This window comes from Streptomyces sp. NPDC049970 (assembly GCF_040660235.1).
Taxonomy (GTDB): domain Bacteria; phylum Actinomycetota; class Actinomycetes; order Streptomycetales; family Streptomycetaceae; genus Streptomyces.
Map to the genome: position 1 here is coordinate 423,996 of NZ_JBFALP010000005.1, position 22,863 is coordinate 446,858.

At 68.6% G+C, this 22,863-nt stretch carries 22 protein-coding genes and 1 riboswitch; of the genes, 11 read left to right on the forward strand and 11 right to left on the reverse strand.

Translation table 11 applies throughout. The features are described from left to right. Positions 1–3: 3 nt before the first annotated feature. Positions 4–1,383, forward strand: a complete 1,380-nt coding sequence (locus tag AB0I83_RS13100; RefSeq protein WP_363304595.1) for a serine hydrolase domain-containing protein — start codon at positions 4–6, stop codon at positions 1,381–1,383. Between the two features lie 115 nt (positions 1,384–1,498). Here AB0I83_RS13100 and AB0I83_RS13105 read toward each other — a convergent pair whose 3' ends face one another. Genes AB0I83_RS13105 through AB0I83_RS13115 form a run of 3 tightly spaced genes read right to left on the reverse strand, consistent with a single transcriptional unit; the run spans position 1,499 to position 3,672 of the window. Then, entirely contained in the window at positions 1,499–2,662 is a 1,164-nt protein-coding gene (locus AB0I83_RS13105) for a winged helix DNA-binding domain-containing protein (RefSeq protein WP_363304596.1), read from the reverse strand. A 42-nt stretch (positions 2,663–2,704) separates the two neighbouring features. Next, on the reverse strand, positions 2,705–3,157 hold the full coding sequence (locus AB0I83_RS13110) for a GNAT family N-acetyltransferase (protein WP_363304597.1): 453 nt from the start codon (positions 3,155–3,157) through the stop codon (positions 2,705–2,707). Between the two features lie 56 nt (positions 3,158–3,213). Then, positions 3,214–3,672 carry a MarR family transcriptional regulator gene (locus tag AB0I83_RS13115; protein ID WP_356535408.1) on the reverse strand — a complete coding sequence of 153 codons (459 nt, stop codon included), beginning with the start codon at positions 3,670–3,672 and terminating at the stop codon, positions 3,214–3,216. 138 nt (positions 3,673–3,810) lie between these two features. On the opposite strand from AB0I83_RS13115, the gene AB0I83_RS13120 reads away from it, so the two are divergent. Further along, positions 3,811–5,073 carry an MFS transporter gene (locus tag AB0I83_RS13120; protein ID WP_363304598.1) on the forward strand — a complete coding sequence of 421 codons (1,263 nt, stop codon included), beginning with the start codon at positions 3,811–3,813 and terminating at the stop codon, positions 5,071–5,073. 138 nt (positions 5,074–5,211) lie between these two features. Here the strand turns inward: AB0I83_RS13120 and AB0I83_RS13125 are convergent, their stop codons facing one another. From AB0I83_RS13125 to AB0I83_RS13140, 4 genes are all read right to left on the reverse strand, one after another. Beyond that, the gene (locus AB0I83_RS13125) at positions 5,212–5,691 is read right to left on the reverse strand and encodes an NUDIX hydrolase (RefSeq protein ID WP_363304599.1); all 480 of its coding nucleotides are present in this window, start codon (positions 5,689–5,691) and stop codon (positions 5,212–5,214) included. A 52-nt stretch (positions 5,692–5,743) separates the two neighbouring features. Next, positions 5,744–6,640 (reverse strand): LysR family transcriptional regulator, encoded by an 897-nt coding sequence (locus AB0I83_RS13130; protein WP_363304600.1) that lies wholly within the window; start codon positions 6,638–6,640, stop codon positions 5,744–5,746. A gap of 257 nt (positions 6,641–6,897) precedes the next feature. After that, complete coding sequence (locus AB0I83_RS13135; protein ID WP_363304601.1) at positions 6,898–8,022, reverse strand: cystathionine gamma-lyase; 1,125 nt, start codon at positions 8,020–8,022, stop codon at positions 6,898–6,900. A gap of 64 nt (positions 8,023–8,086) precedes the next feature. Next, a complete protein-coding gene (locus tag AB0I83_RS13140) occupies positions 8,087–8,464 on the reverse strand; it encodes a phage holin family protein (protein WP_356535413.1) in 378 nt (125 codons plus the stop codon). Between the two features lie 78 nt (positions 8,465–8,542). On the opposite strand from AB0I83_RS13140, the gene AB0I83_RS13145 reads away from it, so the two are divergent. The 4 genes from AB0I83_RS13145 (at position 8,543) to AB0I83_RS13160 (ending at position 10,882) form a co-directional block, all read left to right on the forward strand. Next, positions 8,543–8,860, forward strand: coding sequence for a cupin domain-containing protein (locus AB0I83_RS13145; RefSeq protein ID WP_363304602.1), 318 nt, complete (start codon positions 8,543–8,545; stop codon positions 8,858–8,860). A gap of 177 nt (positions 8,861–9,037) precedes the next feature. Continuing rightward, positions 9,038–9,247, forward strand: coding sequence for a DUF5326 family protein (locus AB0I83_RS13150; protein ID WP_356535475.1), 210 nt, complete (start codon positions 9,038–9,040; stop codon positions 9,245–9,247). Positions 9,248–9,575: 328 nt separating this feature from the next. Then, the gene (locus tag AB0I83_RS13155) at positions 9,576–10,343 is read left to right on the forward strand and encodes a helix-turn-helix domain-containing protein (RefSeq protein WP_356535415.1); all 768 of its coding nucleotides are present in this window, start codon (positions 9,576–9,578) and stop codon (positions 10,341–10,343) included. A gap of 101 nt (positions 10,344–10,444) precedes the next feature. Next, entirely contained in the window at positions 10,445–10,882 is a 438-nt protein-coding gene (locus tag AB0I83_RS13160; protein WP_356535416.1) for an SsgA family sporulation/cell division regulator, read from the forward strand. Positions 10,883–10,935: 53 nt separating this feature from the next. On the opposite strand, the gene AB0I83_RS13165 is transcribed toward AB0I83_RS13160, so the two are convergent. Further along, positions 10,936–12,291: a YibE/F family protein gene (locus tag AB0I83_RS13165; protein WP_363304603.1), complete on the reverse strand. Its 1,356-nt coding sequence runs from the start codon at positions 12,289–12,291 to the stop codon at positions 10,936–10,938. Between the two features lie 71 nt (positions 12,292–12,362). Next, a riboswitch (TPP riboswitch) is annotated at positions 12,363–12,496 on the forward strand. Between AB0I83_RS13165 and thiC the strand changes: the two genes are divergently transcribed. Further along, a complete protein-coding gene (thiC, locus tag AB0I83_RS13170; protein ID WP_363304604.1) occupies positions 12,489–14,330 on the forward strand; it encodes a phosphomethylpyrimidine synthase ThiC in 1,842 nt (613 codons plus the stop codon). Its footprint overlaps the riboswitch before it by 8 nt. A 349-nt stretch (positions 14,331–14,679) precedes the next feature. Further along, a complete protein-coding gene (locus AB0I83_RS13175; RefSeq protein ID WP_356535419.1) occupies positions 14,680–15,036 on the forward strand; it encodes a DUF805 domain-containing protein in 357 nt (118 codons plus the stop codon). Positions 15,037–15,187: 151 nt separating this feature from the next. Here AB0I83_RS13175 and AB0I83_RS13180 read toward each other — a convergent pair whose 3' ends face one another. The 3 genes from AB0I83_RS13180 to AB0I83_RS13190 all read right to left on the reverse strand — a co-directional run bounded on the left by AB0I83_RS13180 (position 15,188) and on the right by AB0I83_RS13190 (position 18,527). Continuing rightward, on the reverse strand, positions 15,188–16,012 hold the full coding sequence (locus tag AB0I83_RS13180; protein ID WP_363304605.1) for a hypothetical protein: 825 nt from the start codon (positions 16,010–16,012) through the stop codon (positions 15,188–15,190). Positions 16,013–16,190: 178 nt separating this feature from the next. Next, a complete protein-coding gene (locus AB0I83_RS13185) occupies positions 16,191–17,240 on the reverse strand; it encodes a metallophosphoesterase (protein WP_356535421.1) in 1,050 nt (349 codons plus the stop codon). Between the two features lie 174 nt (positions 17,241–17,414). Further along, the gene (locus tag AB0I83_RS13190) at positions 17,415–18,527 is read right to left on the reverse strand and encodes a LacI family DNA-binding transcriptional regulator (RefSeq protein ID WP_363304606.1); all 1,113 of its coding nucleotides are present in this window, start codon (positions 18,525–18,527) and stop codon (positions 17,415–17,417) included. Between the two features lie 404 nt (positions 18,528–18,931). On the opposite strand from AB0I83_RS13190, the gene hisC reads away from it, so the two are divergent. The 3 genes from hisC (at position 18,932) to cydB (ending at position 22,839) form a co-directional block, all read left to right on the forward strand. Continuing rightward, positions 18,932–20,008 carry a histidinol-phosphate transaminase gene (gene hisC / locus AB0I83_RS13195; protein ID WP_356841108.1) on the forward strand — a complete coding sequence of 359 codons (1,077 nt, stop codon included), beginning with the start codon at positions 18,932–18,934 and terminating at the stop codon, positions 20,006–20,008. Positions 20,009–20,309: 301 nt separating this feature from the next. After that, on the forward strand, positions 20,310–21,818 hold the full coding sequence (locus AB0I83_RS13200) for a cytochrome ubiquinol oxidase subunit I (RefSeq protein ID WP_363304607.1): 1,509 nt from the start codon (positions 20,310–20,312) through the stop codon (positions 21,816–21,818). Between the two features lie 19 nt (positions 21,819–21,837). After that, the gene (gene cydB, locus AB0I83_RS13205) at positions 21,838–22,839 is read left to right on the forward strand and encodes a cytochrome d ubiquinol oxidase subunit II (protein WP_363304608.1); all 1,002 of its coding nucleotides are present in this window, start codon (positions 21,838–21,840) and stop codon (positions 22,837–22,839) included. The last annotated feature ends 24 nt before the right edge of the window (positions 22,840–22,863 follow it).

Consider the following 22,863-nt stretch of genomic DNA (forward strand, 5'->3'; position numbering starts at 1 on the left):
GGGATGACCTCATCCGAACCCCTGCTTCCCGGCACCCGGCGTGCTCTGCTGCATCGTGTGGCCACCGCGCAGTCCGAAGGAAGAGCTCCCTCGCTCGTGGCCGCGGTGCAGCGGGACGGCCGGATCGCCTGGAGTGGCGCCCGCAGCTGTGTGGACGGCCATGAGCCGGACGGCGATACGCAGTTCAGGATCGGCTCCATCACCAAGACGTTCACCGCAGTGCTGGTGATGCGACTGCGCGACGAGGGCCTGCTCGATCTGGACGATCCCCTGGAGAAGCATCTGCCCGGTACGGGCGCCGGTCAGGTGACCGTGTTCCAACTGCTCGGCCACAGCGCGGGGCTGGGGGCCGAGACGCCCGCTCCCTGGTGGGAGCGGACGCCGGGAGCGACCCGCCCGGAACTCGCCGACGTACTCGGGGAGCGGCCGCTGATGCACCCGGCCGGTCACGGTCACCACTACTCCAACCCCGGTTACACGCTGCTCGGCGCACTCGTCGAGAGGCTGTGCGGAGAGCCCTGGGGAGAGGTGCTGCGCCGCGAGATCCTGCACCCCCTGGGCATGGGCCGTACGACTCCACAGCCGCAGGCTCCGCATGCCGGTGGCTGGGCGGTCCACCCGTGGGCGGACGTCCTGCTGCCCGAACCGGCGGAAGACCTCGGGCTCATGGCGCCCGCCGGCCAGCTCTGGTCGACCACCACCGATCTTCTGCGGTTCGCGTTCTTCCTCGCCCGTGGAGACGAACGGGTGCTGAGCGCCTCTTCGGTCGAGGAGATGCGTGCCCCGGCCGCCCCGCCCGAGGCCGGTGACTGGGACGGCACCTACGGACTCGGCCTCCAGGTGGTACGTCGGAAGAACCGCACGCTCCTCGGTCACTCGGGCTCGCTGCCGGGGTTCCTGGCCACCCTGTGGTTCTGCGTCGAGGACGATGTGGCCGCCGTCGTGCTGTCCAATGCCACGTCCGGCCCGCTGACCGGTGCGGTAGCCGCTGACCTTCTGCAGATCGTCGCGGACGCGGAGCCCAGAATCCCGGAGCCGTGGCGCCCGTTGCCCGAGGTTGACGAAGAACTGCTCGCCCTGACAGGGCCGTGGTACTGGGGTACTCACGTGTACGGCTTGCAGCTGCTCGTGGACCGCGGTCTCGAACTCCGGCCACTGCGGGGGCCCGGCCGTTCGGCCCGGTTCCAGGCATGCGCTGACGGGACCTGGAGGGGCCTGAACGGCTACTACGCGGGGGAGACGCTCAGGGTCGTGCGCGCAGCCGACGGCACGGTCGACCATCTCGACCTGGGATCGTTCGCCTTCAGCCGTGAGCCCTACGATCCTGGCGTGGACATTCCCGGAGGTGTGGACAAGGGCGGCTGGCGGGGGCTCGCCACCTGAGAGCGGGGGGTCGGGTCGGCGTTGTACGCGAGGTTCCGCGCGATGCGTTTCACGTGAAACGCCGGCCCGTCGTTCCAGTGATCGGGCGCTCCGGGGCCTTGGACCGCAGGCTGGCTCAGGCCGTCAGTTCGCGTTCCAGAGGGGTACGGAAGCGAGGAGTGATCCGGGCTTCGCCCACCCATGAAGACAGTCGGGCCGCCTCCGCCTCGATGAGCAAGGACGCCTCCCTGCCCACATCTGACAGCAGCCGCCACACCAGCTCACCACCCGTGGTCTGTGCCCAACCACCGACGATCCCGCCGTTCCACCACACGGTCGGACCGATGTTGCCGGCCCGGTCGAAGAGTGCGGCACGGTGATCTGCGGGCAGGTGGAACCCTCGGTCCGCCCAACCCATCGCGCTGGGGTCCAGGCCGGGCAGCAGGGCTGCCCAGGGCTCCGGAGGCGGCTCGGGGGCGAGATCCCCCGCGGCGACCAGGCCGACGGCTCCGCTGTCGAGCAGCGCCTCCTCCGCGCCGGCGGCGGCCAGTGCCGTACGCACCTCACGCACCCCCCATCCTGTCCACCACTTCAGGTCCGCCTCGGTCGCCGGCCCGTACGCGCGCAGCCAGCGGCCGGTGAGCTCCGCTCGTGCCGCGGCGGGATCCGACGGGGGCCACGGTTCGGCGACCGTCCAGCTGAACTGGCTGGAGGTCCATGAACCGCGAGGCCGGCCGCGTCTGATACGCCCATCGGCGGCCAGCACCCGGATGACCCGGGAGGCGACTCCCTGCACCGTCTCCTGCCTCGTGCCGGGGAAGACGGTGATCTTCGTACGCAGACCCGGTACCGCGGCGGAGAGCTGGCTCCCCGTCGCCTGTCCGTGGGCGGTCAGAGCGGTGAGCGTCTCGCGCTCCGTCTCGGCGAGCCAACGCTCGTCCAGACCGTTGCCGTCCTCCCGCAGGTGCTTGAGCAGCTTGTGCCGTTCCTTCGCCGCCACCGTCCGTGCGGTCGACGCGTCCACTTCGGGTGCGACATCCGTGGACACGGCGAACAGGGTGTTACGCATGGACAGCAGGCGGACCAGAGAGACGTCCTCGTAGAGCGCCTGCTCGACCACGGCGACCCCGGGGTCCGACAGGCGCGCGCACGTGGAGAGATGGAGCGTCGCGGCGTCGGTCGCATGCAAGGCCACCAGGGCATCCGCCACCGCAACGACTGACTCGGCCCGCGCCGAGGGAACCAGGAGATGTCGTCGGCCCAGTCTGATCCTGCGCTGTTCGTCATCGATGCGGTACACGGGTGGCCTCTCGGGGCAAGGAGCCTCGTGCGGCTCCACAGGTCAGAGTGCGAGCTTGAATCCCACGTGACTCGCGGCGAAGCCTAGGCGCTCGTAGAAGCGGTGGGCGTCCGGACGGGTGGCATCCGACGTCAGCTGCACCAGTTGGCAGTCCTGGCGCCGGGACTCGTCGACCGCCCACTGGATCAGCTGTGTGCCGAGCCCACTGCCTCGGGCGTCGGCGTGGACGCGGACACCCTCGATGACCGAGCGGGTGGCTCCGCGTCTGGACAGTCCGGGCACGATGGTCAGCTGGAGCGTTCCCACGACACGGCCTTCGCGCACGGCCACGACCAAGTGCTGGTTCGGGTCGTCGGCAAGTCGCCGGAAGGCTGCGTGGTACGGGGACAGGTCGTCCGGGGACTCCCGCTGTGCACCGAGCGGGTCGTCGGCGAGCATGGCCACGACGGCGGGGAGGTCGGTGAGTACGGCGGGGCGTATGTCGAGATCGCTCATGATCGGCACACTACGCAACTCAGCGGACCGGGCGGGGTCCTGAGTGTCTGGACCTTTCAGGCAGACACCTTGAGTGCCTCGACCGTCCGGACGAGTGGCGCGAGCTCCGGGTTCTCGGCAGCCTCGTCCAGAGCGGTGCGCAGCGCGGTGTCGTTGGTGGGCCTCGCCTCGCTCAGGAGCTTCAGACCCGGTTCGGTGACGTCGGTGTAGATCCCCCGCCGGTCCGTGTCGCAGAGGTACCGGGTGAGTAGTCCGCGATCCTCGAGCCGGGTGACCAGCCGGGTGGTCGCGCTCTGGCTCAGCACCACGGCGTCCGCCACCTGCTTCATCTGGAGATGGCCGCCCGTGCCGCTGTGCTGGCGGCTCAGGACGTCGAGCAGTGAGAACTCGCGCGCGCTGAGGTCATGCCGGGACTGCAACGCCCGCTCGATGCGGGCCTCGATCTTCCCGTGGAGCAGGGAGAGGGCGCACCAGCTCTGGGCGAGAGCCGTCAGTGCGGGATCGGTCGCTGTCATGGATCTCCCCTTCGTGCTGAGCTGCTTGCCTCCAGGATAGGGCACATGCGCAATAGCCCGCGCTTGCAATTTACAGGCGTCTGCAATTAATGTCGACGCCTGTAAAGCGCAGACGCAATCTCATGGAAGGTGGCACTCATGCCGCTCGCGCTCCTCGCCCTCGCCATAGGTGCATTCGGTATCGGGACCACCGAGTTCGTGATCATGGGCTTGCTCCCTGATGTCGCAGCGGACTTCCAGGTCTCGATCCCGACGGCAGGCTTCCTCGTCACCGGCTACGCCTTGGGCGTGGTCCTCGGGGCGCCGCTGATGACCGCCGTGGGCACCCGGGTGACCCGAAAGCGCATGCTGATGCTCCTGATGGGGCTGTTCGTCGTGGGCAACCTTGTCTCCGCGCTCGCCCCGGTCTTCGGCGTGATGCTCGCCGGACGGGTGATCGCCTCCCTCGCCCACGGGGCCTTCTTCGGCATCGGGTCCGTCGTCGCCGCAGATCTGGTCGCCCCGCAGAAGAAGGCGGGAGCCATCGCCATGATGTTCACCGGGCTCACCGTCGCCAACGTCGTCGGTGTTCCACTGGGTACCTTCGTCGGACAGAGTTTCGGCTGGCGCCTCACGTTCCTGGCCGTCGCCGGACTGGGCGTTCTCGGTCTCCTCGGTGTGGCCAGGCTCGTCCCCGAGCAGCCGAAGCCCGAGGGTGTACGGATCCGGCATGAGCTGGCCGCGTTCCGCGACGTCCAGGTGCTTCTCGCCATGGCGATGACGGTTCTCGGCTTCGGTGGAGTCTTCGCGGCGATCACCTACATCACCCCGATGATGACCGGGACCGCCGGCTACGCGACGTCGTCCGTCACCTGGCTGCTGGTCCTGTTCGGGCTGGGAATGGTCGGCGGGAACCTGCTCGGCGGCAAGTTCGCCGACCGCCGTCTGATGCCCATGCTGTACGTGTCGCTCGGCGCGCTTGCCGTGGTCCTGGCACTGTTCACGCTCACCGCGCACAACAAGATCGCCGCCGCGGTCACCATCTTCCTCATCGGTGGCCTGGGCTTCGCGACCGTACCGCCGCTGCAGAAGCGGGTCCTCGATCACGCGGCGGGTGCGCCCACCCTGGCCTCGGCCGTCAACATCGGGGCCTTCAACCTGGGGAACGCGCTCTCGGCGTGGCTGGGCGGCATCGTCATCGCAGCCGGATTCGGTTACACCGCGCCCAACTGGATCGGCGCCGTGCTCGCGGCCTCGGCTCTGCTCCTGGCAGTGCTCTCCGGCCAGATCGAGCGCCGTGCGGTCACCCGAGACCGACTGGTGGCTCAGCGTTCTCCCGAGCCTTCCGCTGGAGCCGGCCCCGCCGAACCGGACGCCACAGCTCCCGCGGCCCCTACGGCTCGGACGCCCGTATCGCGGTGACGTCGCGGCGGCTGGTTTCACGTGAAACGCGGGATCAGGCAGAGCAACGCGGGGTCAGGCAGAGCTCATGCCGGCGGGACGAACGGTGCTCCACGACGTGGCCGAGGCATACCGTGCGGCCCTGCCCCGGTCGGAGCCTCAGCCCAGGTCGGATGCGTGCAGTGCGCGTACGCCCTCGATGTTGGCATCCAGATAGTGCCGCAGAGACAGCGGCACCAGGTGTACGGCTGCGATTCCGACTCGGCTGAAGGGCACCCGCACGATCTCGTACTCCCCGCGTGGCTCGTCGATCTCCGGACCGTGCCGGAGCGACAGGTCCATCGACGCCAGTCGGCAGACGAAGAAATGCTGCACCTTCACGCCTTTGACTCCACCTCCGGCGATGTGCTCGACGGTGTCGACGAAGCACGGGACGATGTCGACGACCTTGGCGCCGAGCTCCTCGTCCACCTCGCGGTGGAGTGCCTCGACGACGGTGGCGTCCTCCGGATCGACGCCGCCACCAGGGGTGAGCCAGTACGGGTCGACCCCGGGCTTGGTGCGCTTGATGAGGATGAGGTCATCGCCGTCCAGCAGGACGGCTCGGGCGGTGCGCTTGACCACAGGACGTTCGGTCATGTCGAGAGAGTGGCCCGAGAACGCCAGTCTGAAACTCCTACCGGCACACCGGTCACCAGTCCACGGCGGCACGCACCAGCCACTCGTGCGCCCGCGCGATGTGTGGCAGGCCGAGTGTGCCGGTCCGCGCGACGAGGAAATACGTGCGGAGCGGGGGTACCGGCGGGTCGAGCAGCGCCACGACTTCGCCCCGGTCCAGCGCGCCCTCGCAGAGGTAGCGGGGCAGGACGGCCAGACCGGCGCCTGCCGCAGCGCACTCCAGGACCGCACGCAGGTCGGGCACGATCACGGCGGCGGAAGCGGCTGGGCGGCCGTCGAACACCGCCGCCCAGTAGCGTGAGACCAGGGGCAGGCTCTCGTGCACCTCGACCACGGGAAGCTGTTCCAGGAGCACCGAGCCCTTGTGCCGTAGGGCCCCCGGACCCAGGCGTCCCGCCCACCGAGGCGCCGCGATCAGCACGTGCTCCTCGTCGCAGAGGGTCGTCGAGGTGAGCAGTCCGCCGCGCGGACGGGCCGTGGTGATGGCCAGATCATGGTGTCCGGCCGCCAGCCCCTCCATCGCGTCCTCGGTGTTCGCGACGAAGGTGCTGCGCAGCGCGAGCCCTTGGGAGATCAACGGAGTCAAGGCGGGCATCGCCCGTGCGGCGGTGAACTCCGGGGGGCCGGCCAGGTGCAGTGTGCGTATCCCCGACTCGTCGTGGAGCCCCGCCTCGACAATGTCGACCAGCGCGTCGAGATGGGGGGCGGCCCGGTGTGCGAGCTCGTCCCCGACGGTGGTCGGGGTCACTCCGCGCGCCTTGCGCAGGAAGAGGGGGCGGCCCAGCTGGCGCTCGAGAGTCCGGATCTGCGAGGTGACCGCGGGCTGGGACAGGCCGAGCAGCGCGGCGGCCCGGGTGAAGGATCCGGCCCGGTGCACCGTGACGAACGTGCGCAACAGCGCCAGGTCCACGGTCCGCCCCCTCCATCAGTGCCCGTCCGGCCCCGCGACCGCCACAACCATAAATATGGCGATAGGTCGCTGCGGCTACTGTGATTGGACACTGACGCAGAGTCAACTAGCCTTGGTCGGACGGTTCTACGCACAGGAACCGGGGCGGTCCGAGCCACGAGGGGGGAGGCTCGGACCGCTCGTCCCGAGCAGGACCGGTCCGGTGGACGGGGACGCCCAGTCCCGGACCGGTTCTGCCGGGGCCACTGAGCGGCCGGTCAGAGCGCGGCGGCCGCCAGCGCGCGCTCCACGTCAGCCAGCAGATCCGCGGGGTCCTCTGCGCCGACCGAGAACCGGACGAAGCCCTCCGCCACCGCATCCCCGCCCCAACGCGCCCGCCGTTCCGCGGTGGAGCGCAGACCGCCGAAGCTCGTCGCGTCGTCGACCAGCCGCAGAGCGGCGAGGAAGCGCTCGGCGGTCTGCTCGTCCGCCAGCTCGAAGGAGACCACGGAGCCGAAGCGCCGCATCTGCCGGACGGCGATCGGGTACGAGGGGTCGCCCGGCAGCCCCGGGTAGCGGAGCCCCGTCACATCCGTGCGCCCGGCGAGGGCCTCGGCCAGGGTCAGGGCGGTCGCACACTGCCGCTCGATCCGCAGCTGGAGCGTGGCCAGTGATCGGTGCGCGAGCCAGGCCTCCATGGGGCCGGGGATCGCGCCGACGACCTTGCGCCAGCGACGTACCCCCGCGGCGAGCCGCGGATCGCGGCAGGTCACATGACCGAGCAGGATGTCCCCGTGCCCGGTCATGCCCTTCGTGTCGCTGGCCACCGAGAAGTCGGCCCCCAGATCCAGGGGGCGTTGGCCGAGAGGGGTGGCGAGGGTGTTGTCGACCGCGACCAGCACCCCCGCCGAATGCGCGGCCTCGACGAGCCTGCGCACGTCGCAGACGTCGAGCCCTGGGTTGGACGGCGTCTCGATCCACAGCAGCCGGGCCCCCTCCAGGTGCTCCAGCTGGGCATCGCCGCCGGTCGGCGCGGTCCGCACCCCGACTCCGTATGCCTCCAGCTGTTCCCGTACCAGGGGAAGCGCCTGATAGCCGTCGTCCGGCAGGACCACCACGTCGCCGGTGCGCGTCTGGGACAGCAGTACGGCCGAGATCGCGGCCATCCCGGAGGCGAAGACCGTGGTCTCGACCTGCTCCCCCGGCGCCTCCAGCTCGCTGATGGCCCGTTCCAGGTGGGTCCAGGTCGGATTGGTGTCCCGGCCGTAGGTGTAGGGGCCGACGGGTTCGCCGGACAGATGGAAGTGGGCGGCGAAGACCGGACCGGGAAGCGTGGGCTCGTACTGCTCCGGTTCCGGCAGGCCCGCTCGTACGGCCCGTGTGCCGTCGCCCATGGTGCTCATGTTCGTTCCTCGTCTCTCCCCGGTGTCCACCGGTCCGCTCCGCACTGTGCCATCAGGAAGGGGATCAGTCCTCGTCGGGGAGCACGACGTTGAGGGCCCAGGAGACGACCGAGATGATCAGACCGCCCAGGACCGCGGTCCAGAAACCGTCGACGTGGAAGTTCAGATCGACGACGCCCGCCAGCCATGAGGTCAACATCAGCATCAGGGCGTTGACCACGAGCGTGATCAGCCCGAGCGTCAGGATGAACAGGGGCAGCGTGAGCAGCTGCACCACCGGCTTGACGATGAAGTTCACCAGGCCGAACAGCAACGCGACGAGGACCAGCGTGAGCGCCTTGCGCCCCGTGTCGTGGCCGGTCAGCGTGATGTCCTGGAGCAACCAGATGGCGACGGCCAGCGCACCCGCGTTGGCGATCGTCTTGACTACGAAATTCTTCATGTGTCTGATCGTGGCAGACACGATCGGTGGTGGGCACCGGTGGTACGGACGAGCACAGGCGCGAGGGGCGGACGGACGATGAAGGCATTCAGACTCGACGAGCTGGAGGCGGAACGTGCCGCCAACGACGGTGCCTACCTGCAGTTCGTCCGGGAACGCAACATGTCCGTCGGCCTCTACGCCCTGGACGCCGGCGAGCTCGACCCGCAGCAGCCGCACAAGCAGGACGAGGTGTACCTCGTGGTGAGTGGCCGCGCGTCGATCACGGTCGGTACGGAGACGACACAGGTGGGCAGGGGGAGCGTGGTGTACGTGCCGGCGGGGGCCGCCCACAGGTTCCACCACATCACGGAGGACCTCCGGGTGATGGTGGTCTTCTCTCCCCCGGAGGGCTGAGCGTCCTGCCGGTGCCGACGACGCCCGAGGGCTGTCCCGTAATCCCTGGCAGGCGCGCGCCGACAGCCCTTAGGGGATCGTTCAGGGAACTCCAGGGGCTTCCGGCCCCCCACCGGCCACCCCCGCGCCTCTAGCATCGGAGCAGGAACTCATGGAGACGAGGTAGCGGTGATGGCGGTGCGGGAGATTTTCGCGGGGATGCCCTGGTGGGTGAAGTGGGTCGCGGTGCCTCTCATCGCGATCGTGCTGTTCGGAGGCCTGATCGCCAGCGTGGTCGGATTCGTCATCGGCCTGCTCTTCAAGGTGCTGGTCTTCGTCGTCCTGGTGGGCGGTCTGGTCTTCGTCGTACGGAAGTTCACGACGTCGTCCTCGCGCAGCGACTGGTAAGCGACTGGTGGGGGTCCCCGTCGCCGCCGACGGGGCGACGACGTCCGGGCGGCCGCGCGCGGATATCGCGGCGTCGAGAAGCGGTACCGCGGTCGCCGATTCGGTCGTTAGCCCAGCGGAGCTAAGTCCAGGACGAAACCTCTCGCGTGGCACATCGTGCCGATACAGTGACGTACCGCTGCCGCCAGCTGGGAAATGACGGATCGTCACCATCCTGCCCAGTGGTTTGTGCGACCGTCCGGTCTGCGGACCCCAGTCTCGCGGCGGGCTCGTGGGGGCGGCCCCCGCGAGAGGGCTGACAGCCCGTCACCATGCCTGGGGGTGACCTGTGACCACGGCACCGAGTACAGCTGTCCCGACGCTGATCGGTTCTGTTCAGCGGGCGTTGCGACTTATGGAGGCTGTGGGCACCCATCGGGACGGTGCGCCGGCCAAACAGCTCGCCAGGGAGGCGGGTCTTCCCCTCCCCACCGCCTACCACCTGTTGCGAACCCTGACCCACGAGGGCTACCTCCGGAGGGAGAACGGCGTCTTCCTCTTCGGTGCCGCTGCCGAGCGACTGGGGGGCGGCCCCGCCACCCCGCGTCCGGGTGTGATCGTCGACTCGCTCGCGCACTGGGCCGAGGTCGTCGGCGCCCCGGTGTACTGCGCCCTGTACCGGGAGGGCGAGATCGAGATGGTGGCGGTTGCCGATTCGCCCGCCGCCCCCGCGGTGCACGAGTGGGTCTCGTTCCGAGAGGCCGGCCATGCCCACGCGATCGGACAGTGCCTTCTGGGGCAGCTCGACGAGCGCGCGCGTGAGGATCATCTGGACCGGTATCCCGTCCGGCAGCTGACGCGTTACTCCGTACGGGACCGCCAGGCGCTCCTGGACCGGCTCAGGGCGATGAAACATTCGGAACCGGTCGTCGAACGACAGGAGTACGCCATCGGAACGGTCTGCGCGGCCATCCCGATCACCGTCGGATCCGCCGTGGCCGCGATGGCTGTATCTCTACCCTTGCATCAAGAGGAACGGTTGCTCGCCGCAATCGAACAACTACGCTGTGAAGTGACTACGCTCTTGCGCTCGTTCGTGTTCTCTATCAGTATCTGAAAAATCACTCCTTGTGATCTGCTATCGCGTGCACCACGATGGCGTCAATAGGGCCATGGGGGATCATTCCTGGCCAGTTTCATCTACTGCGGGGTTGAACGATGCGCGAGTCGGTTCAAGCAGAGGTCATGATGAGCTTCCTCGTCTCCGAGGAGCTCTCCTTCCGTATTCCGGTGGAGCTCCGGTACGAGGTCAGCGATCCGTATGCGATCCGGATGACCTTCCACCTCCCGGGTGACGCCCCCGTCACCTGGGCTTTCGGCCGTGAGCTGCTGCTCGACGGCCTCAACAGCCCCAGTGGTGACGGCGATGTGCACATCGGCCCGACCGAGCCCGAAGGGCTCTCGGACGTACACATCCGGCTCCAGGTCGGCGCGGACCGCGCGCTCTTCCGGGCCGGTACGGCACCTCTCGTGGCGTTCCTCGACCGGACGGACAAGCTGGTGCCATTGGGGCAGGAGCACACTCTGAGTGACTTCGAGGGCAATCTGGAAGAGGCTCTGGGCCGCATCCTCGCCAAGGAACAGAACGCCGGCTGAACAGCTGAACATCGAACACCGGCAGCCCGGAACCATGTACCCGGTGCCCCGGATCACCTCTTGCGGCGTCGTCCCCTCCCGGTCCGTGCGGGTGCTGGAGCTCCGGCTTCCGCGCCGAGCCCCGTACGGTCCGCGGAGACCACCAGGGCCGCGAGCGCCGTCGTCACCGGGACCGAGGCGACCAGCCCGATCGACCCGACCAGTGTCCGGACGATCTCCTCCGCGACCAACTCGCTGTTGGCCACGGTGCCCACGCTGCTCTGGGCGATCGAGAAGAGCAGCAGCAGGGGAAGCGCCGCGCCCGCATAGGCGAGCACGAGAGTGTTGACGACCGAGGCGATGTGATCGCGCCCGATCCTGATGCCCGCCCGGTAGAGCCCTCGCACGCCCATCGTGGGGTCTGCCTGATGCAGTTCCCACACGGCGGACGTCTGGGTGACGGTCACGTCGTCGAGCACGCCGAGCGAACCGATGATCACACCGGCCAGCAGGAGTCCGCTCATGTCGATGTCCGGATACAGGCCGTGGATGAGGCCGGTGTTGTCGTCCGTGTTGCCGGACAGGTGGGCCCAGCCGATGAAGAGCGAGCCCAGCAGCCCGATCAGCACGAGGGAGATGAGCGTGCCGATGACGGCGACCGACGTACGGGCCGTCAGCCCGTGGCAGGCGTAGAGGGCGATCAGCATGATCGCGCTCGCCCCGATGACGGCGACGACCAGCGGATTCGAGCCCTGCAGGATCGCCGGCAGGATGAACAGCGTCAGCACGGCGAAGGAGACGGCGAGGGCGATCAGCGCCATCAGCCCGCGCAGCCGGCCCACCACGACCACCGCGACGGCGAAGATCCCGGCCAGCAGTGCCATCGGCAGCGTGCGGTCCACGTCCGTCACCGAGTACTGGAGATCGCGCGGCGCGTCGGGGGCGTAGGCCACGACCACCCCCTGGCCCTCCTCCAGTTGCCGGGTGGCGTCTGGCTGGATGACCTCGACGAACTCACGGCCCTTGTCCTCGCCGGTCGTCACCTGGACCGTGGCCTTCTTGCACTGTCCCGACTGCTCGTCGACGGCCTCCCTGCCCGAGGGCGTGGAGGTGTCCCCGGTCGGCGGCACCTGCGAGGCGTTGACCTCCGCGCAGTCGACCGCGACGACCTTCACCACCGTGCCGTCCTGGGTCTGCCGGTCGAAGCCGACACCGGTGCGCTCGTGGGCGGGCGCCCCACCGGGCCAGAGCGCCACGAGACCGACCAGCACGGCGGTGGCGAACGGGATCACCACCGCCGCGATGACCTTGCGCAGATGCCTGGACACCGGCGCTGCCGGGCCGTGGCTGTGTGTGTGGCCGTGCGCATGACTCTGGGTGCTGCCTGCTGCGGGGCCGTGGGGTTCGGGGGCGCTTCCGGGGGACGTCACCCGGCGATCATCCCAAGAACGGTGGAGGCCCTCTGGCCAGCATGCCGGACGGGAGGTTAGCGTGGACTCACATTTGCACACGCGGGAGCTCGGAGCACCGGGCTGAGAGGGCGCTGACCTCCGTACATCCGTACGGAACAAGCTGCGCCGACCGCCGAACCTGTTACCGGGTAATGCCGGCGTAGGGAGTAGGTCTCATGACCACAGCGGACGCACGCATGCCTGCCTCCACGCAGAACGCGCAGAACACGCGTGATGCGGAGAACGACGAGGCCGGGAAGTCCATCGGCTGGCACAAGGGGTACGTCCAGGGCTCTCGCCCGGACCTCCGGGTGCCGGTCCGTCAGGTGCACCTCACCAACGGCAACGACGTGACGCTGTACGACACGTCCGGGCCGTACACCGATCCCACCACCGAAACCGATGTCCGTCGCGGGCTCGCCCCTCTCCGGGAGAACTGGATCATCGCCCGGGGCGACACCGAGGAGTACGCGGGCCGCCCCGTGCGCCCCGAGGACGACGGGCTCAAGCACACCTCGCCGCGTGGGGGATCCCCCCTGACCGAGCGGAGCCGAGAGCCCGGGGAGGGCCTGCGCAACCTCGACGCCGTCTTCCCCGGCCGCCCGCGCCGGCCCCGGCGAAGCCGCGACGGCCGTCCGGTCACCCAACTCGCCTACGCCCGACGAGGCGAGATCACCCCGGAGATGGAGTACGTCGCGATCCGCGAGAACGTCGCTCCCGAGGTCGTGCGGGAGGAGATCGCTGCCGGTCGGGCCGTGTTGCCCGTCAACGTCAACCACCCGGAGATCGAGCCGATGATCATCGGCAAGCGGTTCCTGGTGAAGGTCAACGCCAACATCGGCAACTCCGCGGTCACCTCGTCGATCGAGGAGGAGGTGGACAAGATGACCTGGGCCACGAAGTGGGGGGCCGACACGGTCATGGACCTCTCCACCGGCCGCAACATCCACACCACCCGCGAGTGGGTACTGCGCAACTCGCCCGTGCCGATCGGCACCGTGCCGCTCTACCAGGCCCTCGAGAAGGTCGACGGCCGGGCCGAGGAGCTGACCTGGGAGATCTACAAGGACACCGTCGTCGAGCAGGCCGAACAGGGCGTCGACTACATGACGGTGCACGCCGGTGTCCGCCTGCCGTACGTCCCGCTGACGGCACGTCGCAAGACCGGCATCGTCTCCCGCGGCGGATCGATCATGGCGGCCTGGTGCCTGGCGCACCACAAGGAGTCGTTCCTGTACGAGCACTTCGAGGAGCTCTGCGAGATCCTCGCGGCCTACGACGTGACGTACTCGCTCGGTGACGGGCTGCGCCCCGGGTCCATCGCCGACGCCAACGACGAGGCGCAGTTCGCCGAACTCCGGACGCTCGGCGAACTCAACACCGTGGCGAAGCGGTTCGGCGTCCAGACCATGATCGAGGGCCCTGGCCACGTCCCGATGCACAAGATCAAGGAGAACATCGACCTCCAGCAGGAGATCTGCGAAGAGGCCCCCTTCTACACGCTCGGCCCGCTGACCACCGATGTCGCGCCGGCGTACGACCACATCACCTCGGGCATCGGGGCGGCGATGATCGCCTGGTGGGGTACGGCGATGCTCTGCTACGTCACGCCCAAGGAGCATCTGGGGCTTCCGAACCGGGACGACGTGAAGACCGGCGTCATCACCTACAAGATCGCGGCGCATGCGGCTGACCTCGCCAAGGGGCACCCCGGGGCGCAGGAGTGGGACGACGCGCTGTCGGACGCCCGGTTCGAGTTCCGCTGGGAGGACCAGTTCAACCTGGCGCTCGACCCGGACACGGCACGGGAGTTCCACGACGAGACCCTGCCGGCCGAGCCGGCGAAGACGGCGCACTTCTGCTCCATGTGCGGGCCGAAGTTCTGCTCGATGAAGATCTCGCACGACATCAGGCGCGAGCACGGAGCCGAACAGGCCGAGATCGAGGCCGGGATGGCGGAGAAGTCCAAGGAGTTCGCCGCCGCCGGCAACAGGGTCTATCTGCCCCTCGCGGACTGAGTTCCGCACCGCCCGCCGGTGCTCCCGGCGGGCGGTGCGTGTGCGCTCGGCGGTGCTGTCCCGGTCACGCCGTGAATCCTGGACGGCGCCGCCGAGCGCACCGTCAGGCTGTTTGCACAGGTGGCGAAGTGTCTTGATTTTTGCCTACTTGCAGCATCTGGTGTCGTACTGACGGCCTTTCACTATGTATTTGGAGTCGGTAAGGACACGGAATAGTGGCAGGTGGATGTATGTTTCGGCGGAGTTCTGACCCAACTTGACCGGTTCCTTATCTGTGCCTTACCTTCCGCTTTGCTCGGCCGAAAAATGTGTGCGTCCCGAACGGGGGCGCCAGGGGAGGGAAAGCACCATGAGCTGGTACCTGGCAGTGCTCAAGAACTACGCGGGCTTCAGTGGGCGGGCGCGCCGCAAGGAGTACTGGATGTTCGTACTCTTCAACTTCATCGTGGCCGCCATCCTGTCGGGCATTGGGGTCGCCATCGACTCGCAGATCCCGTACATCATCTACATACTCGCCGTGCTGATCCCCGGGCTGGCCGTCGTCGTCCGCCGGCTGCACGACACGAGCCGCTCCGGCTGGTGGATCCTGATCGCGTTCGTCCCGCTGGTGGGTGGCATCGTCCTGCTCGTCTTCACCTGCCTCGAGGGTGTGCGTGAGGTCAACGAGTACGGCGCCAACCCGAAGCTCGCCCCGCAGGGCGTCTGAGCTTCACCCCGGGGCGGCGGAGCGATCCGGTCTGATCGGATACTCCCCCGCAGCGGTTGAGAGAGGCCGGAGCGGCTGGCAGCCGCTCCGGCCTCCGCCGTTTCCGCGCCCGTACGCGGTCGAGGCCTCCCGTCCGGGCGCAACGTCCGGATCACTCCGGCCGGTGCTCGGGCCCCCCGAAGTCCGGGCTGGTGAAGTCCGGGCTGGTGAAGGTGGGGCGTGGGCCCGCCGCCGGGCCGTCCTCGGGCCCGGAGAAGTCCGGTCTGCTGTAGCCCACCTTCGGGATGCGATGGGCCGAGCGGTGCGGCGTGCGGGATGCCGGACCCGCTGTCGGGTCCGCCAACGCGTCCCGCAGGAAGGGCAGTATGCCGCGCTCCAGAAGAGCGTGGCGCCAGGCCTCCCGGGCGCGCGCCACGTCCTCCGGCAGTTCTTCCTCCTCCTCGTCCACGGCGGGCAGCGCTGTGGAGCCGTTGCGCAGGGCCGTGACGAGGAGCCCGACCGCGGCGACGAGGACGGCCGCGGCGGCGACCGCCGCGAAGAACCAGCCCGCCGCGACCATCGTCCCGGCGAACGCCGCGGGGCTGACCGCCTTGATGAGATAGCCGACCAGCAGGAATATCAGGGCGGCCGTTCCCGCGAGAACCGGCGTCAGCACCGTGATCACCGCGAGCGTGCCCGCGCCCTCGGGGTCCGCCCGGTCCGTCGCGGGCACGAGTACGGAGTCGCCTGCCGTCGGGTCGTCCGGCCCGCGCAGCTCACCCCGGACCTTGACGTAGTGGTCGTACTCGGTGGCGGCCGCCGCGGTGATCAGAGCCGTGGCGGTGAGCGCCATCGTCCGGAGCTGTTCCGTGTTGAGGCGGTCGCCCACGCCCTCCAGATCCGGCCGTTCGTGCGCATGGCGCAGCGCGTCGGCAAGGATCCGCTCGTATTCGGGGCGGTCCTCGGCCAGCAGGTGCGGAGCGCTATTCATGTGCATCCCCCGATGCTCCGTAAGGCCTGATCGACCGTGGGCCGGGCGATCGGGCGGAAACGGAGGAGAGCCTGCTACTGATACGCCGATGGTAGAGCGCACAGGGCTCGGGGTGACAGAGGGTTTCCGGAAATAGACCCGCCGCCGAAGGTGTCAGGTGGTGCGGCGCCTTCCCCGTGGAGCCTCAGCCATGCAGGGGAAGTTGGACGACCAGCAGCTTTCCGGCCATGGTCACTCCGCCGTCCATGGCGATGGCCAGACCATCCGCGTAGACGTGCGGTCCGTCGACCACGGGGCGGGCGGCCTCCTCGCCGTCCTCCGACCCGACCTGGCCGAGCAGGTACGGGATGGGGCTGTGACCATGGACGACGCGCTGTCCGCCGTACGTCGACATCAGTTCGCGCACCGCCTGGGCCCCGCCCTCGTCGCGGAAGGCGAACCGCTTGGTCAGCTTGCGGAAGAGGTCCCAGCACTCGTCGGCGTCGTTCCGCGTGAGAATCGCGTGGACCGTGTCGTTGACGTCCTCGATGGTGGACCCGTAGTCGAGGTAGGCCGTCGTGTCGGAGTGCATCAGCAGGTGCCCGTCCTCCTCGACGACCGCGTCGAGCCGGGCCATCCAGTGCAGGTGGACGTCCTGGAGCCGTTCCATGTCCGATTTCTGCCCGCCGTTGAGCAGCCAGGCGGCCTGGAAGGTCGCGGTGCCCGCGCCGGAGTTCACCGGGGTGTCGCCGAACTTCTTCGCGCCGATCAGCAGGAGTTCGTGGTTGCCCATGAGGGCCTTGCAGTACCCGCCGGCCGCTGCGGCCTCCGCGGAGAGGCGCATGACGAGGTCGATGACCCCGATGCCGTCGGGGCCGCGGTCCGTGAAGTCGCCGAGGAACCACAGCCTGGCGTTGCCGGCCGCCCACCCGCCGTCGGCGTCGATGAGGCCCTGCTCGCCGAGAGCTGCCGTGAGTTCGTCGAGGTAGCCGTGGACGTCACCGACGACGTACAGGGGTCCGAGTTCCGCGTCCGCCGGGCGGGAGTCCTGTACGGCCTGCACCTGGACGGTGCCGCCGCGCTTGATCACGGGAAGATCGCGCTCCGTGGGGGTGTACCCCTCCGGCGGATCGTTGCGCACCGCGACGTCACCGGGGTGCGGCAGAGGCACTTGCGCCTGCGCATACGGCGGTACGCGGAAGTCGCGCAACGTCGCTGTCCGCACCACGGGTTCCTGACCGGCCCCCTGAGTCATCGACCCCTCCACCACCGTCGCGCCGCCGTACACCTGACGGGCCCTGCCTGGTAGAGGTGGTCCGCGGTGTCGTGCGCCCATCATAGGAATGCGGATCGTGCTCTGTGACGCACCAGGGGTGGTGAATCCAGGCGCACACGTGGTTCGCCGACCATTTGATCCGTATTGATCCGATCAATCCCCGGCCGGTGAACGCGGAGGGCTGACCGTGGTGCGCGGCGGACGACGTTGCGAGGACGTCCGGACGATGAGTTCCGTCGGTATCACCTGCTCGACCGGGCCGTCGTGCTCGACCCCTTCGATGGCGTCGATGAGGAGTTGGACGACAGCCGTGCCGATTCTGCGTGGTTTCAGCGAGAGCGTGGTGACCGGGGGTTCGGTCGAGGCGTAGACGGTGGACTCGCTGCAGCAGACCAGCAGGAGGTCCTCCGGGACCCGCAGGCCGTATCGGCGCGCGGCGGCGAGCAGATCGGTCCCGTTGGGGTCGAAGAGCCCGTAGACGGCGTCGGGGCGGTCGGGGCGGGCCAGGAGGCGATCGGCGGCCACCGCTCCCGCGCAGGGGTCGTGGGCCGGGTACGACTCGTAGACCGGGTCCTGCCCGACCCGCTCGCACCAGTGGAGGTAGGCGGTGGTGGAGAGACGGGTGTACGTGTCGGTGGTCGTGCCGGTCAGCAGGCCGATACGGCGTGCTCCGGCGGCCGCGAGGTGGTCCAGGAGGTCGAGGACGGCGGCCCGGTGGTCGTTGTCGACCCAGGCCGTCACGGGGAGCGTTCCGGCCGGGCGTCCGTCGGAGACGACGGGGATGCCCTGGCGCATGAGTTCGGTGACCACCGGGTCCTGGTCGGAGGGGTCGATCACGACCGTGCCGTCGAGGGCGACGTTCGACCACACGTCGTGGCGTGAGGTGGCCGGCAGGATCACGAGGGCGTAGCCGCGGGCGAGCGCCGCCGATGTCGCGGCTCTGGCCATCTCCGCGAAGTACGCGAACTCGGTGAAGGTGAAAGGTTCATCCCCGTACGTGGTCACGGTCAGGCCGATCAGGCCCGACTTCCCGGTACGGAGGGTGCGGGCCGCGGCGGACGGGCGGTAGCCCAGCCGTTCGGCGACCTCGCGGACGTGGCTGCGGGTGGCATCCGGAAGTCTGCCCTTGCCGTTGAGCGCGTCGGACACGGTCGTGATGGAGACTCCGGCCGCTGCGGCTACATCCCGGATACCCGCCCGTCCCGGCCGGCTGCTGCGCCGGGGCGTCTCTGTCCGGCTCACCTGGTGCTTCCCTGCTGCTGTCATGGCGAGCCGATAGTAGGGGTCGGACGCCGGGTTGGGCCGGTCGCATATGCACGCGTTGACAGGCACGTTTCTGCATGATCATAGAGCCTTAAATGCCTTGCAAATAACGGGCGTTGAGGGCTTGTGGATCAATGTGTCATGCATCGACGCGCATGAACCTGCTAAGTGCTCCATGTCTCGAAGAGGTCTCAACTCACCTGTTCGAGGGATGCGCGCCACGGAGTGAGCGACCGGCGCGCGCCACCCTCGCCCAACGCTCCCCCCTCCAGGAGCCTGCCGGAAGCGGGCATGACTGGTCTTTCTCCTCGGAGGTGGAGATTCTGGATCCGGGCCATTCGCACGGCTGCCCAATCCTCATAAGGTGAGCGGTATTGACGTGTAGGGACGGTCGAGGAGGACCTGCGGTGAGCGAGAAGAGCCCCAAGCTGCGTGCCGAGCTGGACGGGGTCCCCGCGTATGTGCCGGGGAAGCCTGCGACCGCCGACGGGCCGGTCGCCTTCAAGCTGTCCTCCAACGAGAACCCGTATCCCCCGTTGCCCGGCGTGATGGAGTCCGTGCTCGCCGCGGCGGCCGGCTTCAACAGGTACCCGGACATGGCGTGCACCGGCCTGATGAACGAGCTCTCCGACCGCTTCGGTGTGCCGGTCTCCCACCTGGCCACCGGCACCGGCTCGGTCGGGGTCGCCCAGCAGCTCCTCCAGGCCACCTCGGGCCCGGGTGACGAGGTCATCTACGCCTGGCGCTCGTTCGAGGCGTACCCGATCATCACCCAGGTCAGCGGTGCGAGGTCGGTCAAGGTGCCGCTGACCGCCGGTGAGGTGCACGACCTGGACGCCATGGCGGACGCCGTCACCGAGCGGACTCGGATGATCCTCGTCTGCAACCCGAACAACCCGACCGGCACCGTGGTGCGCCGGGCGGAGCTGGAACGATTCCTCGACCGCGTGCCCGGCGACGTCCTGGTGGTGCTCGACGAGGCGTACAGGGAGTTCATCCGGGACGCCGACGTGCCGGACGGCATCGAGATCTACCGGGACCGGCCCAATGTCGCGGTGCTGAGGACCTTCTCCAAGGCGTACGGCCTCGCGGGTCTCCGGGTCGGCTTCGCCGTGGCGCACGAGCCGGTTGCGGCGGCGCTGCGCAAGACGGCCGTCCCCTTCGGAGTGAGCCAGGTCGCCCAGGACGCCGCGGTCGCCTCGCTGCGCGCCGAGGACGAGCTGCTGGGCCGGGTCGGCTCGCTGGTCGCCGAGCGGTCCCGGGTGTACGACGGCCTCGTCCGGCAGGGCTGGACCGTCCCGGAGTCCCACGCCAACTTCGTCTGGCTGCGGCTGGGCGACCGCGCCCTCGACTTCGCGGCGGTCTGCGAGCAGGCGGGCGTGGTCGTGCGGCCGTTCGCCGGTGAGGGCGTGCGCGTCACGATCGGGGAGTCCGAGGCGAACGACGTCTTCCTGAAGGTGGCGGAGTCCTACAACCGGCAGTAGCGACGGCCCGCCGTCGGCGGCACAGCCCCGGGTGGCCCCGGACCTCGATCGACGAGGTCCGGGGCCACCGTCGTCCCGCCCCTGCGAGCCGCGCTCGGTGCGCGGGTGAATCTGTCCGGTTTCGCACGGCTCGGCCGTTGCGGCCGGATAGGACCCCCCGCGCGACGGACTCGAAGATGTGTGCGCCATAATTGCTTGTGAATGTGAACGCGTTCACAAGCGCATCCCGTTTCCTCCCTTGATCGGGCGGATTGACGGGGCAGGCAGCGGCTGTGATCACGGCGACGTAAGGAGAAGCGGCGTGGACCTGGCACTGGCACCGGAGACCCTGGCGCGATGGCAGTTCGGCATCACCACCGTCTACCACTTCCTGTTCGTCCCCCTGACGATCTCTCTCGCCGCGCTCACGGCCGGCCTGCAGACCGCCTGGGTGCGCACGGACAACGAGAAGTACCTCAGAGCCACCAAGTTCTGGGGCAAGCTGTTCCTGATCAACATCGCGATGGGCGTTGTCACCGGCATCGTCCAGGAGTTCCAGTTCGGTATGAACTGGTCCGACTACTCGCGCTTCGTCGGCGACGTCTTCGGCGCTCCGCTGGCGTTCGAGGCGCTGATCGCCTTCTTCTTCGAGTCCACCTTCATCGGGCTGTGGATCTTCGGCTGGGACAAGCTGCCGAAGAGGATCCATCTCGCCTGCATCTGGATGGTCTCCATCGGTACCGTCCTCTCCACGTTCTTCATCCTGGCGGCCAACTCCTGGATGCAGCACCCGGTCGGCTACCGCATCAACGAGGAACGCGGCCGCGCCGAGCTCACGGACTTCTGGCACGTACTCACGCAGAACACCGCGCTCGCCCAGTTCTTCCACACGATCACGGCGGCCTTCCTGGTGGGCGGCGCCTTCATGGTCGGTATCGCCGCCTTCCATCTGGTGCGCAAGCGGCACATCCCTGTGATGCGGACCTCGCTGCGGCTCGGGCTGATCACGGTGGTCGTCGCCGGCCTGCTCACCGCCGTCAGCGGTGACGTGCTCGGCAAGGTGATGTTCAAGCAGCAGCCCATGAAGATGGCGGCTGCCGAGGCCCTGTGGGAGGGCGAGAACGGGGCGCCCTTCTCGCTCTTCGCGGTGGGTGACGTCGCCGAGGGCCACAACACCGTCGAGGTCTCCGTCCCCGGGATACTGTCCTTCCTCGCGGACGACAGCTTCACCTCGTACGTCCCCGGCATCAACGACATCAACAAGGCGGAGCAGGAGAAGTACGGTCCCGGCGACTACCGGCCCAACATCCCGGTCGCGTTCTGGAGCTTCCGCTGGATGATCGGCTTCGGTATGGCCTCCTTCGGCCTCGGCCTGCTGGGCCTGTGGCTGACACGGAAGAGGTTCCTGCTGCCGGAGGCTCTGCGCACCGGCGAGGACGACGTGCCGAACCTGGTGCTCTTCAAGAACAAGGTCCTGAGCCCGAAGCTCGCCAGGCTGTACTGGATCACGGCGCTGTGGACGATGCTCTTCCCGCTGATCGCCAACTCCTGGGGCTGGATCTTCACCGAGATGGGCCGCCAGCCCTGGGTGGTCTACGGCGTGTTCCAGACCCGTGACGCGGTCTCCCCCGGAGTCTCGCAGGGCGAGATCCTCACCTCGATGATCGTCTTCACGGCGCTCTACGCGGTGCTCGCCGTCATCGAGGTCAAGCTGCTCCTGAAGTACGTCAAGGCCGGACCGCCCGAGCTCACCGAGGCGGACCTCGACCCGCCCACCCGGATCGGCGGCCACGACCAGGACGCCGACCGTCCGATGGCCTTCTCCTACTGAGAGCAAGCGGAGCTGAGAGATGGAACTCCACGACGTCTGGTTCATACTCATCGCCGTCCTCTGGATCGGCTACTTCTTCCTGGAGGGATTCGACTTCGGCATCGGGGTCCTCACCAAGCTGCTGGCCCGTGACCGCAAGGAGCGCCGGGTCCTGATCAACACGATCGGGCCGGTCTGGGACGGCAACGAGGTGTGGTTGCTCAGCGCGGGCGGTGCGACCTTCGCGGCCTTCCCCGAGTGGTACGCGACGCTGTTCTCCGGCTTCTACCTGCCCCTGCTGGCCATCCTGCTCTGCCTGATCGTGCGCGGAGTGGCCTTCGAGTACCGGGCGAAGCGGCAGGAGGAACGCTGGCAGGCCAACTGGGAGCACGCGATCTTCTGGACCTCGCTGATCCCGGCCGTGCTCTGGGGCGTGGCCTTCGGGAACATCGTCCGTGGCGTGAAGATCGACGCCGACATGGAGTACGTCGGCAACCTGTGGGACCTGCTCAACCCCTACGCCCTCCTGGGCGGGCTGGTCACGCTGTTCCTCTTCACCTTCCACGGGGCGGTGTTCGCCGCGCTCAAGACCGTCGGGGACATCCGTGCGCGGGCTCGCGGTCTGGCGCTGAAGCTCGGCCTTGCCACCGCGGTGCTCGCACTGTGCTTCCTCGTCTGGACCCAGGCGGAGAACGGCAACGGCTGGAGCCTGTCGGCGATGGCCGTCGCCGTGGTGTCCCTGGTCGCGGGCATCGGAGCCATCGCGGCGGGGCGGGAGGGCTGGTCCTTCGCCTTCTCCGGTGTGACCATCGCGGCGGCGGTGGCGATGCTCTTCCTGACGCTCTTCCCGAACGTCATGCCGTCCTCGCTCGACGACGCCTGGAATCTGACGGTCACCAACGCCTCGTCCACCCCGTACACCCTCAAGATCATGACCTGGTGTGCCGGTACAGCCACTCCTGTCGTGCTGCTCTACCAGGGCTGGACGTACTGGGTGTTCCGCAAGCGCATCGGTACGCACCACATCGCCGACGCGCACTGAACCCGCCCGCCCATCGCTCACCGG